Source organism: Stenotrophomonas sp. Steno-Z1 (genome assembly GCF_056393175.1).
In genome coordinates, this window is sequence record NZ_JBWJPB010000001.1 from 851,696 (window position 1) to 869,757 (window position 18,062).

Annotated in this window: 12 protein-coding genes; 7 read left to right on the forward strand and 5 right to left on the reverse strand. The window is 67.6% G+C overall.

Features of this window, described 5'->3' with window-relative positions; translation table 11 throughout:
* Positions 1–18 precede the first annotated feature (18 nt).
* The 7 genes from AC06FD_RS03695 to AC06FD_RS03725 all read left to right on the forward strand — a co-directional run bounded on the left by AC06FD_RS03695 (position 19) and on the right by AC06FD_RS03725 (position 9,519).
* Positions 19–2,298, forward strand: coding sequence for a transketolase C-terminal domain-containing protein (locus AC06FD_RS03695; protein WP_478076996.1), 2,280 nt, complete (start codon positions 19–21; stop codon positions 2,296–2,298).
* A gap of 3 nt (positions 2,299–2,301) precedes the next feature.
* On the forward strand, positions 2,302–4,245 hold the full coding sequence (gene asnB / locus AC06FD_RS03700; protein ID WP_478076997.1) for an asparagine synthase (glutamine-hydrolyzing): 1,944 nt from the start codon (positions 2,302–2,304) through the stop codon (positions 4,243–4,245).
* A gap of 884 nt (positions 4,246–5,129) precedes the next feature.
* A complete protein-coding gene (locus AC06FD_RS03705) occupies positions 5,130–5,690 on the forward strand; it encodes an NADPH-dependent FMN reductase (protein ID WP_478076998.1) in 561 nt (186 codons plus the stop codon).
* 204 nt (positions 5,691–5,894) lie between these two features.
* Positions 5,895–7,319, forward strand: a complete 1,425-nt coding sequence (locus AC06FD_RS03710; RefSeq protein ID WP_259203287.1) for a replicative DNA helicase — start codon at positions 5,895–5,897, stop codon at positions 7,317–7,319.
* Positions 7,320–8,047: 728 nt separating this feature from the next.
* Positions 8,048–8,260 (forward strand): hypothetical protein, encoded by a 213-nt coding sequence (locus tag AC06FD_RS03715; protein WP_478076999.1) that lies wholly within the window; start codon positions 8,048–8,050, stop codon positions 8,258–8,260.
* On the forward strand, positions 8,257–8,520 hold the full coding sequence (locus AC06FD_RS03720) for a hypothetical protein (protein ID WP_478077000.1): 264 nt from the start codon (positions 8,257–8,259) through the stop codon (positions 8,518–8,520). The genes AC06FD_RS03715 and AC06FD_RS03720 overlap by 4 nt, the downstream gene beginning before the upstream one ends.
* A 123-nt stretch (positions 8,521–8,643) precedes the next feature.
* Positions 8,644–9,519 carry a YwqG family protein gene (locus tag AC06FD_RS03725; RefSeq protein WP_478077001.1) on the forward strand — a complete coding sequence of 292 codons (876 nt, stop codon included), beginning with the start codon at positions 8,644–8,646 and terminating at the stop codon, positions 9,517–9,519.
* A 160-nt stretch (positions 9,520–9,679) separates the two neighbouring features.
* Here the strand turns inward: AC06FD_RS03725 and lpdA are convergent, their stop codons facing one another.
* From lpdA to AC06FD_RS03750, 5 genes are all read right to left on the reverse strand, one after another.
* The gene (gene lpdA, locus AC06FD_RS03730) at positions 9,680–11,116 is read right to left on the reverse strand and encodes a dihydrolipoyl dehydrogenase (RefSeq protein WP_259203284.1); all 1,437 of its coding nucleotides are present in this window, start codon (positions 11,114–11,116) and stop codon (positions 9,680–9,682) included.
* A 129-nt stretch (positions 11,117–11,245) separates the two neighbouring features.
* The gene (gene sucB, locus AC06FD_RS03735; protein WP_259203283.1) at positions 11,246–12,454 is read right to left on the reverse strand and encodes a dihydrolipoyllysine-residue succinyltransferase; all 1,209 of its coding nucleotides are present in this window, start codon (positions 12,452–12,454) and stop codon (positions 11,246–11,248) included.
* Positions 12,455–12,497: 43 nt separating this feature from the next.
* The gene (locus AC06FD_RS03740; RefSeq protein WP_478077002.1) at positions 12,498–15,329 is read right to left on the reverse strand and encodes a 2-oxoglutarate dehydrogenase E1 component; all 2,832 of its coding nucleotides are present in this window, start codon (positions 15,327–15,329) and stop codon (positions 12,498–12,500) included.
* A gap of 185 nt (positions 15,330–15,514) precedes the next feature.
* A complete protein-coding gene (locus AC06FD_RS03745) occupies positions 15,515–16,420 on the reverse strand; it encodes a GNAT family N-acetyltransferase (RefSeq protein WP_478077003.1) in 906 nt (301 codons plus the stop codon).
* A gap of 2 nt (positions 16,421–16,422) precedes the next feature.
* On the reverse strand, positions 16,423–17,838 hold the full coding sequence (locus AC06FD_RS03750; RefSeq protein ID WP_259203277.1) for a ribosomal protein uL16 3-hydroxylase: 1,416 nt from the start codon (positions 17,836–17,838) through the stop codon (positions 16,423–16,425).
* Positions 17,839–18,062 lie beyond the last annotated feature (224 nt).

An 18,062-nucleotide genomic window follows, 5' to 3' on the forward strand; every position in this document is an offset into this window, starting at 1 on the left:
CGTCACGGAGGCTGATGGATGTTTGCCGTGGTTCCCGATCCGATTCCCGCCCGCATGAAGGCCCTCAACCGGGCCGAGATCTGCGACGCCAACTTCATCGATTTCGTGCAGCAGTGGCAGGGCGATCCGACGCCGCGGCCAGCGCCGGACGCGCCGATCCTGCCGGGCAGCACGCTGGATGCGCAGGGCTTCGATGCGCTGTTCGAGTCGCAGCTGATCAGCCGCCACCTGGACCTGATGGCGCGCGTGCTGCGCGTGCAGAACAAGGTCTTCTACACCATCGGCTCGTCCGGCCACGAGGGCAATGCGCTGGTGGCGCGGCTGGCGCGGCACACCGATCCGGCGTTTCTGCACTACCGCTCGGGCGCGTTCATGGCCGAGCGCTTCCGCCAGTTGCCGGGCATGGACCCGGTGCTGGATGCGGCCCTGTCCTTCGCCGCCAGTTGCGATGATCCGGCCAGCGGCGGGCGGCACAAGGTGTGGGGCAGCAAGCCGTTGTGGGTGCTGCCGCAGACCTCCACCATCGCCTCGCACCTGCCCAAGGCGCTGGGCACGGCCATGGCGATCGAAAGCGCGCGGCGGATCGGGCACGCGCTGCCGATTCCCGAAGACAGCGTGGTGATCTGCTCCTTCGGCGATGCCTCCTCCAACCATGCCACCGCGCAGACCGCGTTCAACACCGCCGCCTGGGCGGCTTACCAGCGACTGCCGGCACCGGTGCTGTTCGTCTGCGAAGACAACGGCATCGGTATCTCGGTGAAGACCCCGGACGGCTGGATCGCGCAGAACTTCAGCCACCGTCCGGGGCTGGACTACTTCTTTGCCGATGGCCTGGACCTGGCCAGCGGCCATGCCCAGGTGCAGCGCGCGCTGGAGCACTGCCGGCGCACGCGGCGGCCGACCTTCCTGCATCTGCGCACCACGCGGTTGATGGGCCATGCCGGTACCGATTTCGAGATCGAGTGGCGGCCGCTGCCGGAGCTGTGCGCGGCCGAAGCGGCCGATCCCCTGCTGCGCTCGGCGCAGATCGCCCTCGAATCGGGCTGGATGGACGGCGCGCAGGTGCTGCAGCGCTACGAAGCGATGCGTACGCGCTGTTTTGCCGCGGCTGAAGAAGCCGACCGCCGGCCCAAGCTGGATGGCCTGGCGCAGATCCTGGCCCCGCTGGCGCCGTACTCGCCGGCGGCCGTGCAGGCCGAGGCAGGCCGCGTGGCCGCTGCCGAAGCGCGCCTGGCCGCGTTCGGCAGCGAGGCGCAGTTGCCCGAGCGGCAGCCGCCGCGGCACCTGGCGATCCAGATCAACCAGGGCCTGCACGAACTCATGGCGAAGTACCCGTCCACGCTGTTGTTCGGCGAAGACGTGGCGCAGAAGGGCGGGGTGTATACCGTCAGCAGGGGCCTGCTCAAGGCGTTCGGTCCGCGCCGGGTGTTCAACACGCTGCTGGATGAAACCATGATCCTGGGCATGGCCCAGGGCCTGGCGAACCTGGGCATGCTGCCGATCCCGGAGATCCAGTACCTGGCGTACCTGCACAACGCGGCCGACCAGTTGCGCGGTGAGGCGTGTTCGCTGCAGTTCTTCTCCAACGACCAGTACCGCAACCCGATGTTGGTGCGTATTGCCGGGCTGGGCTACCAGAAGGGGTTTGGCGGCCATTTCCACAACGACAACTCGATCGCCGCGCTGCGCGACATCCCGGGGCTGGTGGTGGGCTGCCCGTCGCGTGGCGACGACGCGGCGATGATGTTGCGCACCCTGGTCGCGCTGGCCCAGGTCGACGGACGGGTGTCGGTGTTCCTGGAGCCCATCGCGCTGTACATGACCAAGGACCTGTACGCGCCCGGCGACGGCCAGTGGCTGTTCGCCTACCCGCCGCCGGAGCAGACGATGCTGCCCGGCGAGGGCCGGGTGTACGACCCCGAGGCCAGCGACCTGGTGATCTTCACCTATGGCAATGGCGTGCCGATGAGCCTGCGCGCAGCGCGCACCCTCCAGTCCGAGCTGGGCTGGCAGGTGCGGGTGGTGGACCTGCGCTGGCTGGTGCCGCTCAATGCCGGTTTCATCGCCCAACAGGCGGCCGATGCCCAGCGGGTGCTGGTGGTCGATGAAGGCCGGCACAGCGCGGGGGTGGGGGAGGGCGTCATCACCGCGCTGGTCGAGGCGGGGCTGGGCCACCTGCCGCTGCAGCGCGTTTGCGGCGCCGACACCTATACGCCACTGGCAGGGGCAGCAATGTGCGTGCTTCCAAGCGACAATGCACTGGTAAGCGCCGCCCGGGTACTGGCGCAGGACCTCTGACGCATGTGTGGATTGGCAGGAATGCTGCTGCCGGCTCCGGTAATGGAGCCGGCCGTACTGGAACAGCTGGCGCGACGCATGGGCGACGCGTTGATCCACCGTGGCCCGGATGACAGCGGGGTGTGGGCCGATGCCAGCGGCGGCGTCGCGCTGGCGCACCGACGGCTGAGCATCCTGGACCTGTCCCCGCTGGGCCACCAGCCGATGGCGTCCAACGACGGGCGCTACGTGCTCGCCTACAACGGCGAGGTCTACAATTTCGCCGCCCTGCGCGCCGACCTGGAGGCCCTGGGGCATACCTTCCGCGGCCATTCCGACACCGAGGTGCTGCTGGCCGCGTTCGTGGCCTGGGGCCTGGATGCCACCCTGCAGCGCGCCAATGGCATGTTCGCCATCGCGCTGTGGGATCGCGCCGAGCAATGCCTGTGGCTGGCCCGCGACCGGGTCGGCAAGAAGCCGCTGTACTACGGCTGGGCCGGCGAGGCACTGGTGTTCGGCTCGGAGCTGAAGGCGCTGTGGCAACACCCGCACTTCGACAACGACATCGACCGCGATGCGCTGACCCTGCTGCTGAAGCTGGATTACATCCCCGCGCCGCACTGCATCCACGCGCGCTGCTTCAAGCTGATGCCCGGCCGGGTGCTGCGGCTGGATGCGGCCACGGTGGCCGCCGGTGCCGACGCTCACCGGCCGGACCAGCAGCAGGTACCGTTCTGGAACGCGCGCGAGCGCATGCAGCAGGCCCTGGCGCAGCCGTTCGTCGGCAGCGATGCCGAGGCCGAGTCGCAGCTGGATGGTGTGCTGCGTGATGCAGTGGCGTTGCGCATGGTGGCCGACGTGCCGGTCGGGGTGTTCCTGTCCGGCGGGACCGATTCATCGGTGGTGGCCGCGTTGATGCAGGCGCAGTCGAGCACGCCGATCCACAGTTTCAGCATCGGCTTCGAGGGCTCCCACCACGACGAGGCGCCGCTGGCCAAGGCGTTGGCGCAGCACCTGGGCACCGACCACACCGAGCTGTACGTCAGCGGGGCCGACGCGCTGGCGGTGGTGCCGCAGTTGCCGGCCATGTTCGATGAGCCCTTCGCCGACGCCTCGCAGGTGCCCACCGCGCTGGTGGCGAAGCTGGCGCGCGGCTCGGTGACCGTGGCGCTGTCGGGCGATGGCGGCGATGAGCTGTTCTTCGGTTATAGCCGCTACCAGCGCGCACTGCGCAACTGGGCGATGCTGGGCAGGGTGCCGGCGCCCCTGCGGCGCTGGATGGCCGCCCATTCCACCACCCAGGGCGAGGCCTCGCGTACCGGCGGGTTGGCCGCGTTGCTGGCCGAAACCGGGGCGCGGGGGATCGGCGATGTGTACCGCAACCGGATCTCGCGCTGGCGCGATCCGGCTGCGGCGGTGAAGGGAGCTGCCGGGGCGGGCAGCTTCTATGACCTCGCCGACCCGCTGCATGGCGCCGGCTCACCGGCCGATGCGATGATGCTGGCCGACTTCAACACCTATTTGCCTGATGACCTGCTGTGCAAGGTGGACCGCACCAGCATGGCGGTCAGCCTGGAGGCACGCGCACCGCTGCTGGACTGGCGCGTGGCCGAGTTCGCCTGGTCGCTGCCGCTGTCGATGAAGCACCGCGATGGCGTGAGCAAGTACCTGCTCAAGCGGGTGCTTGGCCGCTATGTACCGCAGGACATGGTGCACCGCCCCAAGCGCGGCTTCGGCGCGCCGGTCAGCGAGTGGCTCAAGGGCGACCTGCGCGGTTGGGCCGATGAACTGCTCGACCCGGCCCGGCTGGCGGCCGAAGGAGTCTTCAACGTCGAGGCGGTGGTGCCGCTGTGGCAGCAGTTCCAGCAGGGCGAGCGCAAATGGCACACGCACCTGTGGAACGTGCTGATGTTCCAGGCCTGGCAGGCGCATTGGCGCCACGTCCGCGCCGGGGTCGAACGCGGCTGACATTGCGCGCAGCCACCCATGGGGTGGCTCTACGAGGGAAGGCCGGCGGTCTGCCCCCCCGCGTAGAGCCACGCCATGCGTGGCCGGGGCCGCCGACGACGCCTGACCAACAGGCAGCCCACAGGTTGGCACCACTCGGGGAAAGCCCCACAGTCGTGAACCCCCGTAGAGCGACGCCATGCGTGGCTGGGACCGCCGACCACGCCTGACCAACACGCAGCCCGCACAGGATGGCGCCACGGAGGAAAGCCCCCACAGTCATGGACCCCGCGTAGAGCCACGCCATGCGTGGCTCGGGCCGCCGACGCCTGACCAACAGACAGGCCCCCAGCGTGGCACCACGCGGGGAAAGCCCCCGCATTCATGGACCCCGCGTAGAGCCACGCCATGCGCGGCTGGGGCCGCCGACCACGCCTGACCAACAGGCAGCCCGAAAGGTTGGCACCAGGCGAGGAAAGCCCCACAGTCGTGAACCGCCGTAGAGCCACGCCATGCGTGGCTGCGACCGCCGACGACGCCTGACCAACAGACAGCCCCCAGGGTGGCACCACCCAAGGAAAGCCCCACAGTCATGGACCCCCCGTAGAGCCACGCCATGCGTGGCTGGGACCGCCGACGACGCCTGACCAACAGGCAGCCCCCACAAGTTGGCGCCACGGAGGAAAGCCCCCACAGTCATGGCCCCCCGTAGAGCCACGCCATGCGTGGCTGGGACCGCCGACCACGCCTGACCAACAGGCAGCTCCCCACGAGCCGGCACCACCCGGCCCCCAATCAACCACAGCCCCCCCGTACAGCCACGCCATGCACGGCGGCCTCACCTTCACCGTTGCCGAAGGTTGCGCCGCCTAGGCTGGACCTTTCCCCCAACGGAGACACCCCCCATGGTCGAAGTGAAGATCGCGGTACTGGTCGGCAGCCTGCGCAAGGGCTCGCACAACAATGCGCTCGCCCACGCGCTGGAAAAGCTCGCGGCCGGCAAGGCGCGTTTCGAGCACGTCGACATCGGCGACCTGCCGCTCTACAATCAGGATCTCGACAAGAATTACCCCGCCCAGGCGATACGCCTGAAAAAGCAGATCCGTGATGCCGACGCGGTCTTGTTCGTCACCCCCGAGTACAACCGCTCGATCCCCGGCGTGCTCAAGAACGCCATCGACTTCGGCTCACGCCCCTACGGCGACAGCGCCTTCGCCGGCAAGCCGGCGGCCGTGGTCGGTGCCTCGATCGGGGTCATCGGCACCGCGCTGGCCCAGCAGCACCTGCGCAACGTGCTGGCCTACCTGGACATGCCCGTGCTGGGCCAGCCGGAGGTGTTCCTGCAGGTCAAGGACGGACTGATCGACGAGGCGGGCAACATCAGCAACGCGGGCACGCAGACGTTCCTGCAGGGGTTCATCGACACCTTCCTGGCCTGGATCGCCACCCACGGCGGTCAGCATTGAGCCGGGTGCTTCTGCGATAATGGCAGGACGACGGGCGCCGCAACGGCGCCTGTCGCACTAAATGCGACGCTTGCGGCCGATGCTGCCGGCACTACCGGTATGCCCAGCTCATCCACCGCTTATCCACAGGGTTGTGCATGGCTGGGGCGGTCGCTACGTGCCTACCATGCCCCATGCTCCGCACTGCAGGAAGTACACCCCCACATGTCTGCCCGTTCTGGCTTCCGTTCCGACCGCAAAGACCGCGGTGACCGCTTCGACCGCGACGAATCGCGGATCGACCAGTTGCGCGTGCCGCCGCATTCGATCGAGGCCGAACAGGCGGTGCTGGGCGGGTTGATGCTGGCACCGGAGAGCTACGACCGGGTCAACGACCAGCTGACCGAGACCGACTTCTACCGCCGCGATCACCAGATGATCTACCGCGCGATCCGCGAGTTGTCCGAGCGCGATCGTCCGTTCGATGCGGTGACCCTGGGCGAGTGGTTCGAATCGCAGGGCCGGATGGAGCTGGTGGGTGATGGCGCCTACCTGATCGAACTGGCCAGCACCACGCCGTCGGCGGCCAACATTGCCGCCTACGCCGAGATCGTGCGCGACAAGGCGGTGCTGCGCCAGCTGATCCAGGTCGGCACCGATATCGTCAACGACGGCTTCCAGCCCGAAGGCCGCGAAAGCAGCGAGCTGCTCTCGGCGGCGGAAAAGTCGGTGTTCGCGATCGCCGAGCAGGGCGCACGTGGCCGCACCGATTTCGTGGCGATGCCCGGCGCGCTGAAGGACGCCTTCGAAGAGCTGCGCAACCGCTTCGAGAACGGTGGCAACATCACCGGCCTGCCGACCGGCTATGCCGACTTCGATGCGATGACCTCCGGCCTGCAGCCGACCGACCTGATCATCCTGGCCGCGCGTCCGGCCATGGGCAAGACCACCTTCGCACTGAACATCGCCGAATACGCCGCGATCAAGTCCAAGAAGGGCGTGGCGGTGTTCTCGATGGAAATGTCCGCCTCGCAGCTGGCGATGCGCTTGATTTCCTCCAACGGCCGCATCAACGCCCAGCGCCTGCGTACCGGCCAGCTGGAAGATGAGGACTGGAGCCGGGTCACCGGCGCGATCCGGATGCTGAAGGAAACCAAGATCTTCATCGACGACACGCCAGGCGTGTCGCCGGAAATCCTGCGCTCCAAGTGCCGCCGCCTCAAGCGCGAGCACGACCTGGGCCTGATCGTGATCGACTACCTGCAGCTGATGAGCGTGCCGGGCAACAGCGAAAACCGCGCGACGGAAATCTCGGAGATCTCGCGTTCGTTGAAGGGCCTGGCCAAGGAGCTCAACGTGCCGGTGATCGCGCTGTCCCAGCTCAACCGCTCGCTGGAAACGCGTACCGACAAGCGCCCGGTGATGGCCGACCTTCGTGAATCCGGCGCTATCGAGCAGGACGCGGACATGATCGTGTTCATCTACCGCGACGACTACTACAACAAGGAAAACTCGCCGGACAAAGGCCTGGCCGAGATCATCATCGGCAAGCACCGAGGTGGTCCGACCGGCTCGTGCAAACTCAAGTTCTTTGGCGAATACACCCGCTTCGACAACCTGTCGCACGATTCGGTGGGGTCGTTCGAGTAACGGCGCAGGCCCTGCGGTGGTGTTGGCCGTGGGCTGCACTCTGGCGAATCGGGTGAAGGCGAATCCGGCGAATCCAACCCGGAAGGTGACGACCGTTGGTCGGTACGCCGCGGCACCGGTCCCGGAGCAGGGTAGAGCCGAGCCATGCTCGGCTGCTCTTCCTGCAGCGCGCCGGGCGCGTCAGCCGAGCATGGCTCGGCTCTACCTCCGCGTGTAGGCAGCCGAGCATGGCTCGGCTCTACCCCCTTCTACCTTGGCGGTGGTGTTGGCTGCGGACTGCACTCCGGTGAATCGGGTGAATCCAACCCGGGAGGTGACGACCGTTGGGCGGTACGCCGCGGCACCGGTCCCGGAGCAGGGTAGAGCCGAGCCATGCTCGGCTGCTCTTCCGGCAGCGCTCCGGGTGCGTCAGCCGAGCGTGGCTCGGCTCTACCTCGCCTCTGGTCAGCCGAGCATGGCTCGGCTCTACCTCGCCTTTGGTCAGCCGAGCGTGGCTCGGCTCTACCTCGCCTCTGGCCAGCCGAGCATGGCTCGGCTCTACCTCCACGTGTAGGCAGCCGAGCATGGCTCGGCTCTGCCCCCTTCCGCTGTGTCGTGCTGTTATTCATCCGCGTATTCCCACGTTCGTCGGCGCTGGTCGATGTTCGTCGCATGCGGCTTGCCGGCCGATCGGCGCGGTCGCAGTGTAGAGCCGTGGGCAATGACGCCCCGTGCGGTGGAGACCGATGATGAAGACCCTGTTCGCGCTGGGCGTGTGGTGCCTGCTGTTCGTGCTGTGCTGGCCGCTGGCGATCCTGGCGTTGGTGGCCTGGCCGTTCGTGTGGCTGCTGAGCCTGCCGTTCCGCCTGGTCGGGATCACCTTCTCGGCGTTGTTCGCGTTCCTGCGCGCGCTGTTCATGCTGCCGGCGCGACTGCTGGGCGGCGGCCCGGTGGCCGCATGAGCCGGCTGTGCGCTGGACTGGTCGCGCTGTGGTTGGCGGCGCCTGCGTTCGCCGCCGAACCGCCCAAGGCGTGGGTGGAACGGCAGCAACCTGGTCAGGTGGGTGCCGAGCCTGCGGCTGGCAAGGACGCGCCGAAGCAACACTGCCGGGTGGTGAAGGAATGGAAAGTGGGCGAGGTGGTCGCGCAGCATCGGGTCTGTGAGGACGCGCCGAAGGTGCCGGCTGCGGCCGCGCCGGAGACGATCCGGACACGTACGTGATGTCGATGGGCACGGCCGGTGGCCGGCTTGTGGACATTGCGTGGAGCCGGCCAGCGGCCCGCTCTACCGGTTTTGTCGGTGCTGCGCCTAGACTGCTGTCTGCTTTCAGACAGGGAGGTGGTCATGACGCTGACTCAACAGGAATTCACGGCGCTCTGCGCATCGCATGGGTTCGGCGCGCATGTCGGCGTGCTGCGGCCGTGGCTGCGGCCGCGCGTAGGGTTCAGTCGCCGCGCGGAGACGGATGCACCGATCGGCGCATCGCGGATCGGCGGCGGGCCGGATGTCCCCGCCGGCTTTGAATGGCCTAACCACAAGGGCAGGGCGCTGGACTTCCTGCTGCAGATCAACCTGGCCGACGTGCAGGGTCTGCAGTGCGGGCTGGATCTGCCCGCACAGGGCGTGCTGTCGTTCTTCTACGACACCGAGACGCAACCGTGGGGCTATGACCCGGCCGATCGCAGCGGGCATGTCATCGGCCTGTTCGACGCGGACGGGTTGCGGCGCCTGCCTCCGCCGGATGCGGAGGCCGCGTTGGTGCCGTCCGCGTTGGCGTTCCATCAGGCCTGGAGCCTGCCGCATTCGTTTACGTCCGAGGGCGAAGAGGTGGCGCAGGCGCTGCGTGACGCCGGGCTGGGCTGGGACGACGCGGCCGAGGAGGGCTACTACGCACTGGTGGAGGATATCGCCGACTTGGGCTCCCCGACGCCGCGCGAGCGGCACGGTCTGGGCGGGTGGTCGCATAACGTGCAGGGCGACATGGCACTGGAAGCGCAGCTGGTCAGCCATGGCTTGTATTGCGGCGACCCGAGCGGATATGGCGATCCCCGCGCCGCTGCGCTGGCGGCTGGTGTGGCCGACTGGGCGATGCTGCTGCAGCTGGATTCGGACGACGAGGCGATGTGGGGCGATTCGGGAAAGCTGTACGCCTGGGTCCGCCGGCAGGACCTGGCCGCGCGGGATCTGTCGCAGACCTGGCTGGGCTTGCAGTGCTGCTGACAAAATCGCGCCGGCGCTACCAGAGAGGGTCGACGCGCCGCCAGCAGCCCGGACCACCGGAGCCATGTTCGAGGCGCCGCCGGCAGTGGTTGGCACCGGGCAAGCACGCACAAAAAACCCCGCCTTGGCGGGGTTTTTCGTTACACGATCCGCAGGGCGATCAGTTCGCCTTGTGGATGGCGCGCTTGCTCACGGCCATGGCGGCGTCGTGCACGGCTTCGGACAGCGACGGGTGGGCGTGGCAGATGCGCGCCAGGTCGTCGGCCGAGCCGCTGAACTCCATGGTCAGCACGCCTTCGTGGACCAGTTCGGAGACGTTGGCGCCGACCAGGTGCATGCCCAGGATGCGATCGGTTTCGGCATGCGCCAGCACCTTCACGAAACCGGCCGGCTCGATCATCGCCACGGCACGGCCGTTGGCGGCGAACGGGAAGCTGCCGGCCTTGTACGGGATGCCTTCGGCCTTCAACTGCTGCTCGGTCTTGCCGACCCAGGCCAGCTCCGGCTCGGTGTAGATGACCCACGGGATGGTGTCGAAGTTGACGTGGCCCGGCAGGCCCGCGATCAGTTCGGCCACCGCGATGCCTTCCTCGAAGCCCTTGTGCGCCAGCATCGGCCCGCGCACGCAGTCACCGACCGCCCAGACGCCATCCACGCCGGTGTGGCAGTGGTCGTCCACTTCGATCTGGCCGCGCTCGTTGATCTTGACGCCGGTGCCTTCGGCCAGCAGGCCCTTGGTGGCGGCGCGACGGCCGACGGCCACCAGCAGCTTGTCCACGATCAGGCTCTTCTCGCCTTCGGCGTCGGTGTAGGTCAGGGCGACTTCCTTCTTCTTGCCCTTGGCGGTCACTTCGGCCTTGGAGACCTTGGCCCCCAGGCGGATGTCCAGGCCCTGCTTCTTGAATTCCTTGGCGGCCGCCTTGGCCACCTCGGTATCGGCGGCGGCCAGGAAGTCCGGCAGGGCTTCCAGGATGGTCACTTCCGAACCCAGGCGCTTCCAGACGCTGCCCAGTTCCAGGCCGATCACGCCGGCGCCGATCACGGCCAGGCGGGCGGGGACCTCGGTGAAGTCCAGGCCGCCGACGTTGTCGACGATGGTCTCGCCGTCGAACTTGGCGAACGGCAGTTCGATCGAATCCGAACCGGCGGCGATGATCACGTTGGTGCCCTTGAGCTCGACGATGGCGCCGTCGTGCTGGGTGACCTTGACCACGTTGCCCGGCTGCAGCTCACCGAAGCCGTAATAGGCGGTGACTTTGTTGGCCTTGAACAGCATGCCGATGCCGCCGGTGAACTGCTTGACGATCTTGTCCTTGCGGCCAACCATCGCTTCGACGTCGATCTTGGCATCCTTGAAGCTGATGCCGTGGTCGCCAAAGATGTGGCCCATGTTCCAGAACTGGCGCGAGGAATCCAGCAGCGCCTTGGACGGAATGCAGCCCACGCGCAGGCAGGTGCCACCGAGGGCCGGCTTGCCGTCCTTGCCCAGGGCAGCGTCGATGCAGGCGGTCTTCAGACCCAGCTGCGCGGCGCGGATGGCGGCATGGTAGCCGGCCGGGCCGGCACCGATGACGACGACGTCGAATTGTTCAGCCATTGAGATATTCCTTGTTGCAGTCCCGAGCTTCGGTCGAAGCCGGTGGCGCGCAGGCGCCGGGGAGAGAGCAGGGTGCACCGTGCCGTAAAACCAATACCCCTCCGCGCAGGCGCGGAGGGGTAGGCGGTCTTACAGGCCGAACAGCATGCGGCCCGGGTTTTCCAGCTGGTTCTTGATGTCCACCAGGAACTGCACCGAGTCCTTGCCATCGATGATGCGGTGGTCGTAGGACAGCGCCAGGTACATCATCGGCGCGATCACGACCTGGCCGTTCTGGGCGATCGGACGCTCCTTGATGGCGTGCATGCCCAGGATGGCGCTCTGCGGCGGGTTGATGATCGGGGTCGACAGCAGCGAGCCGAAGGTGCCGCCGTTGGTCACGGTGAAGGTGCCGCCCTGCAGTTCTTCCAGGCTCAGCTTGCCGTCACGGGCCTTCTTGGCGTAGTCGGCGATGGTCTTCTCGATGTCGGCAAACGACATGCGCTCGACGTTGCGCAGCACCGGGGTGACCAGGCCCTTGTCGGTCGACACGGCGATGGAGATGTCCGAGTAGCCATGATAGATGACGTCGTCGCCGTCGATCGAGGCGTTGACCAGCGGGAAGCGCTGCAGCGCGTTGGCGGCGGCCTTCACGAAGAAACTCATGAAGCCGAGCTTGATGCCATGGGCCTTGACGAACTCGTCCTGCAGGTCCTTGCGCGCGGCCGAGACCTTGGACAGGTCGACCTCGTTGAAGGTGGTCAGCATGGCCGTGCTGTTCTTGGACTGCATCAGGCGCTCGGCGATGCGCTTGCGGATGCGGGTCATCGGCACGCGTTCTTCCGGACGTGCGCCACCGGCCTTGCCGGCGCCGCCGTTGCGGGCGAAGTTGACGATGTCTTCCTTGGTCACCGCGCCGCGACGGCCGGTGCCGTCCACGTCGGCCGGGTTCACGCCTTCGGTGATCGCGGTGAAGCGGGCACCCGGGGGCAGGGCATCGGCGGAGGACTTGGCGGCCGGGGCCGGCGCGGCGGCAGCGGCCGGCGCAGCGGCAGCAGGTGCTGCGGCTGCCGGGGCGGCCTCGGCCTTCTTCTCTTCCGCAGCCGGGGCAGCCGCCGCGGCGCCTTCTTCGATGACGGCCACGACCTGGCTGGAGGTCACGGTGGCGCCCACCTCGAACTTGATCTCCTTCAGCACGCCATCGACCGGCGACGGCACTTCCAGGACGACCTTGTCGGTTTCCAGATCAAGCAGGTTTTCATCGCGCTTGACGGCATCGCCGACCTTCTTGTGCCAGGTGGCGATGGTGCCGTCGGCGACGGATTCGGGCAGTACCGGGGCTTTGACTTCGGTGGCCATGCGGGAGCTTCCTGGTTTGTCTTTTCTAGAATGAGGGAGGGGGTTATTCAGCGACCGAGTCGTTGAACGGGTTGACCAGGGCATCGGCGATCAGCTTCTGCTGTTCGATGATGTGGTCCGCCATGTGTCCAGCGGCCGGCGACGCCGAACGGGCGCGACCTGCGTAATGGATGCTCTGGCCATCGGCCAGGCAGGCCTGCAGGTGGTGGCGGATCTGGTACCAGGCACCCTGGTTCTGCGGCTCTTCCTGACACCACACCACATCGGCCGCCTTGCCGTACTTCTTCAGTTCTGCGGCCAGGGCCACGCGCGGGAACGGGTACAGCTGTTCGACGCGGATGATGGCCACATCGTCCTGGCCACGCTTGGTCTGGTCTTCCAGCAGGTCGTAGTAGACCTTGCCCGAGCACAGCACCACGCGCTTGACCTTCTTGGCCTCCGCGTTGGCATCGCCGATCAGGTGCTGGAACTCGCCATTGGCCAGTTCTTCCAGGCTGGACACCGCCAGCTTGTGGCGCAGCAGCGACTTGGGCGACATCACGATCAGCGGCTTCCGGGTGGTCATGCGCATCTGGCGACGCAGCATGTGGTACGCCTGCGCCGGGGTCGACGGCACGCACACCAGCATGTTCTCCAGCGCGCACAACTGCAGGAAACGCTCCAGGCGTGCGGAGCTGTGCTCCGGGCCCTGGCCTTCGTAACCGTGCGGCAGCAGCAGGGTCAGGCCGGTGATGCGGCCCCACTTGGCTTCGCCGGCAGCGATGAACTGATCGATCACCACCTGGGCGCCGTTGGCGAAGTCGCCGAACTGGCCTTCCCAGATGCACAGGGTGTTCGGATCGGTGGTGGAGAAGCCGTACTCATAGGCCATCACCGCTTCTTCGCTGAGCAGCGAATCGATGATGGTGGCCTGTTCCGGCGACTCGACCAGCTGGCGCAGCGGCAGGTAGTAGTTGTCGGTCTTCTGGTCGTGCAGGATCGCGTGGCGGTGGGTGAACGTACCGCGGCCGACGTCCTGGCCGACCAGGCGCAGGCTGTTGCCTTCGTCCAGGACGGTGGCGTAAGCCAGGTTTTCGGCAAAGCCCCAGTCGCCCGGGATCTCGCCGGCAGCCATCTTGCGACGGTCGTCGTACACCTTGGCCACGCGCGAGTGCAGTTCCACGCCTTCGGGCACGGTGTTGATCAGCGTGGCGAGCTGCTTGACCTTCTCCATGCCGACGGCGGTGGAGACCGCGTCGGAGAGCTTGCCGTTGAGCAGCTTGGGCCAATCGACGTACATCCTGCTGGTGGCCGGGGTCTTTTCGACCTGGGCCAGCTCGGTGGTCACTTCACCGGCATCGAGCTTGTTGCGGTAGGCATCGACCATCGCCTTGCCGCCGCCCGCTTCGATCACGCCGGCAGCTTCCAGCGCCGCGGCGTACAGCTCGCGGGTGGTCTGGTGCTTGCGGATCACCTGGTACATCAGCGGCTGGGTGATCGCCGGTTCGTCGGCCTCGTTGTGGCCCCAACGGCGGTAGCACATCAGATCGATGACCACGTCCTTGGCGAACTTCTGGCGGAACTCGAAGGCCAGCTGCGCGGCGAACACGACCGCTTCCGGGTCATCCCCGTTCACGTGCAGCACCGGCGCGGCGATCATCTTGGCCACGTCGGTGGCATAGCGCGTGGAGCGCGTGTCCAGCGGGTTGGAGGTGGTGAAACCGACCTGGTTGTTGACCACGATGTGCACCGTGCCACCGACGGCGAAGCCGCGGGCCTGGGACATCTGGAACAGCTCCATCACCACGCCCTGGCCGGAGAAGGCCGCGTCGCCGTGGATCAGGACCGGCATCACCTGCTTGCGGGCGGTATCGCCACGACGTTCCTGGCGCGAGCGCACGCTGCCGGCCACGACCGGGTCGGCGATTTCCAGGTGCGACGGGTTGAACGCCAGCGCCAGGTGGACGGCGCCGCCCGGGGTGGAGACGTCGGCGGAGAAGCCCATGTGGTACTTCACGTCACCGGCCGAGGCGTGGTCGTCGTGCTCGAACTTGCCTTCGAACTCGTCGAACAGCTTGCGCGGGCTCTTGCCCAGCGTGTTGACCAGCACGTTCAGGCGGCCGCGGTGGGCCATGCCGATCACCACGTCCTTGACGCCATCCTTGCCGGCGTCACGGATGATGGTGTCCATCATCGGGATCAGCGCATCGCCGCCTTCCAGCGAGAAACGCTTCTGGCCGACGTACTTGGTGTGCAGGTAGCGCTCCAGGCCTTCGGCCGCGGTCAGGCGCTCCAGGGTGCGGCGCTGGGTGTCGGCATCCAGGTTGTAGTTGCCACCGGCCGTTTCCAGGCGCTGGTACAGCCACTGGCGCTGCTCGACCTCGGAGATGTGCATGAATTCCGCACCGATCGAGCCGGTGTAGGTCTTCTTCAGGCGCTCCAGCAGGTCGCGCAGTTTCATCCGCGGCTGGCCGGCGATGCCGCCGGTGCTGAACTCGCTGCCCAGGTCGCTCTCGGACAGGCTGTGGAACGGCAGCCCCAGGTCCGGCGGGTTGGTCGGCGGGGTCAGGCCCAGCGGGTCCAGGCGGGCACCGAGGTGGCCACGCGAACGGTAGGCGGTGATCAGACGGCCGACATTGCGCTCGCGCTCATCGCCGGCACCGGTGGCAGAACCGCTGTTGACAGCGTTCTTGGCAGCGTCGGTGATGTGGGCGATGACGGCCGAGTGCGGAATGTCACCGGCTTCGCGGCCCTTGAAGCCGTCGAAGTAGGTCTTCCATTTGGGATCGACACTGTCCGGAGAAACGAGGTACTGCTCGTACAGATCCTCGATATAGGAGGCGTTGCCGCCGGCGAGCTGCGAAGACTGCGCAAACTGCTTCAGTAGATTGTCCACGATGGAGGGTCGGATTCGCTTGTGGGGTAAGGCTTCGATGATCCGGCAGGGAAAAGTGAATAGCCCTGCGCGGGCGGTATCTAACTCCACAAATTGTACCCCCATCGGGACAGGAAGGGGCACCGCGGCGGCCGTGGCAGGACCTGCGGTGTCATTCCCAGACAGGTTCGAGCCCGTGGCGTGAGCTACAGGCCGATGGCCCGTAGTTCGCTGCATTCCCGCGAACGTTCCCATACGCGCTGCAAACCGTCCTGCAACGGTCGCGAACGTGCTGGCAGCGAGAGCCCTGCCTCGCCATCGAAACGCTGGCCGCTGAGACGAAAGTAGTAGTCGCCGGCATCGTTGAGCAGGCAGGCCGAGGCCAGTGCGCGGTCGATCGGGTCGGTTGGCTGGCGCAGGCGGAACACGCTGGGCAGCCGCTGCAGCAGCCCCAGCAGGGGTGAACCGGCGTGGGCGATGGCCGCTGGGTCGTGGACGATCAGCCAGGCCTGCTTGTCGTGGCGGGCGGTGGCGAAGCGGCGCAGGGCCTCCAGCACCGGCGGGGCGTCAAGCAGGCCGGGGTCGAGCTGGCGGCTGTGTATCCACACCTGGCGGCGGGCACGGTGGACCACGGCGGTGGTGATCGCCACCGCCTCCTCGGCATTATCGATCTGGGCCGCCCCTGTCAGCACCCGGCGCATGTGCTGGTGGGCGATGCCCGCTTCCTCGAACACCTCGCCGTGCGGCAGGAAGCCCTGCCGGGTATAGAACACCCGGGCCGGCAGCTGGGCATGCAGGGTCACCTCGGGCCAGCCGCGGGCCCGGGCCACCTCGACCAGGGCCAGCAGCAGCGCTTCGCCGACGCCGTGGCCGCGCCAATCGGCCAGCACGGCCATCCGGCCGATCCGGCCATCCGGGGTGAGCCGGCCGGCCCCGACCGGCGTGCCGTCGCCGCTACGCGCCAGGACGTGCACGCTGAGCGGGTCGAGCGCGTCGATCTCCAGGTGGGCCAGCACCTGTTGTTCGTCAACGAACACGCGGTGCCGGACCCGGTGCAGCGCGTCGCGCTGGGCCGGGTAGGGGACGATCTCGACCTGGATGCCGGTGGCCATGCTCAGGCGGGCTTGCCGTCGTCCTGGTCGTCGCTGTCGTCGAAATCGACGATCACTTCGATGCCGTCCTCATGGATGGTCACTTCGTGGACGTCGGGCTGGGCGTCGTCGACCTCGACCGCGGCGGTGCCGTCGACGACGGCGTCGTCGGCGAAGGTGCCGTCCTCGTCCTCGTACTCCGCCTCGTCCTCGTCTTCGTCATCGAAGGCCTGGGCGTCGAACAGCTGGTAATAGCCGCCGGAGACCAGGTCCTGGACGGCATCGCGGCCCTTGGCCGAGAGCTTCTGGTAGAGCGCGGCGCCGAGCTGCTCGGTCGCGGCCAGCACCTGCGCGTCCTTGACCGGCAGGGCGAACTCCAGGCCGCTGCAGTACAGGCTTGCCCCGCGCTTGGCGCGGCGCCAGGCCATGCGCGCCCACGGATGGCGCTGCAGGTCCAGGCCAGCGGCCAGTGCGGCCTCGATCTCCTCGCGCGGCACAGGCTCACCGCCGGGCATCACCTCGCCGGCAGCGCGGTAGGTGGTGATGAAGCGGCCGAACCAGTCGCCCAGCTTGTCCGGGTCGTTCATGCGGATGGCGTTGAGCGCGTCGACCACGCGGTTCATGGCCACCACGTCGATTTCGTTCGGGTCCTCGGGCAGGGTGAGGTCCGGATCCTGGTAGCGGATGGATTCGTCGGCGCCCTCGATCAGGGTGTCCAGGTAGTCGCTGATCAGCTCGGCCGAGGCGGGCGCGCGCATGCCGAAGGAGAAGGTCAGGCAGGGATCTTCGGCCACGCCGTTATGCGGGACGTTGGGCGGCAGGTAGAGCATGTCGCCGGGGGCCAGCACCCAGTCATGGGTGGGCTTGAAGCGTCGCAGCAGCTTCAGCTCGACGTCGTCGCGGAAGTCCAGCGGCGGGCGCTTGCCCTTGGTCGATTCGCTGGCGTCGATCTGCCAGCGGCGATGGCCATGGGCCTGCAGCAGGAACACGTCGTACTGGTCGACATGGGCGCCGACCGAGCCGCCGGTGGCGGCGAAGCTGATCATCACATCGTCCATGCGCCAGCGCGGCAGGAAGTCGAAGTGGCCGATCAGGGCGCGTACGTCCGGGTCCCACTTGTCGACGTCCTGGACCAGCAGGGTCCAGTCGTGGTCGGGCATGCCGGGAAATTCCTCTTCCTGGAACGGGCCGCTGCGCACGGTCCAGCCATCGGTGGCGCGATCGTGGGTGATCAGGCGGGCCAGGGCGGTTTCCTCGCAGGCCAGGCCGGCCAGGTCTTCGGGCTGGACGGGGGTCTGGAAATCGGGGAAGGCGGCGCGGATCAGCAGCGGGCGCTTCTGCCAGTAGTCGCGCAGGAACACGGCGGCGGGCATGCCGAGCGGGAGGCCGGGACGGGCCTGGATTTCGATGACGGGGGTCTTGGTCTTGCGGGCAGCCATGGGGGAATCCTTGGAGCGTATAGACGGAAAACGGGGCGCGGCGCGGGCCGGCGCGAGCGGGGCTATTGTCCGCTGGTTGGCGCGGATGTGCACCTGCGGTGGGGTGTCGCGGGGTGGGGCGTTGGTCGTGGCGCGGCGATGCGCGGGGTACGGTCGATTCCAACCGACGGCCGATGCGGTGCGTGCGCCCGGGTCACGCAGTGCAGGGATCGAATCCTGCGGTG

Excerpts from the sequence above, each read along its gene's own strand:
- AC06FD_RS03715 (WP_478076999.1), top strand. The coding sequence starts at position 8,048 with ATGAAGACCCTGTTCGCGCTGGGCGTGTGGTGCCTGCTGTTCGTGCTG.
- asnB (WP_478076997.1), top strand. The coding sequence starts at position 2,302 with ATGTGTGGATTGGCAGGAATGCTGCTGCCGGCTCCGGTAATGGAGCCG.
- AC06FD_RS03695 (WP_478076996.1), top strand. The coding sequence starts at position 19 with ATGTTTGCCGTGGTTCCCGATCCGATTCCCGCCCGCATGAAGGCCCTC.
- AC06FD_RS03750 (WP_259203277.1), bottom strand. The coding sequence starts at position 17,838 with ATGGCTGCCCGCAAGACCAAGACCCCCGTCATCGAAATCCAGGCCCGT.
- AC06FD_RS03725 (WP_478077001.1), top strand. The coding sequence starts at position 8,644 with ATGACGCTGACTCAACAGGAATTCACGGCGCTCTGCGCATCGCATGGG.
- sucB (WP_259203283.1), bottom strand. The coding sequence starts at position 12,454 with ATGGCCACCGAAGTCAAAGCCCCGGTACTGCCCGAATCCGTCGCCGAC.
- AC06FD_RS03720 (WP_478077000.1), top strand. The coding sequence starts at position 8,257 with ATGAGCCGGCTGTGCGCTGGACTGGTCGCGCTGTGGTTGGCGGCGCCT.
- AC06FD_RS03705 (WP_478076998.1), top strand. The coding sequence starts at position 5,130 with ATGGTCGAAGTGAAGATCGCGGTACTGGTCGGCAGCCTGCGCAAGGGC.
- lpdA (WP_259203284.1), bottom strand. The coding sequence starts at position 11,116 with ATGGCTGAACAATTCGACGTCGTCGTCATCGGTGCCGGCCCGGCCGGC.
- AC06FD_RS03710 (WP_259203287.1), top strand. The coding sequence starts at position 5,895 with ATGTCTGCCCGTTCTGGCTTCCGTTCCGACCGCAAAGACCGCGGTGAC.
- AC06FD_RS03745 (WP_478077003.1), bottom strand. The coding sequence starts at position 16,420 with ATGGCCACCGGCATCCAGGTCGAGATCGTCCCCTACCCGGCCCAGCGC.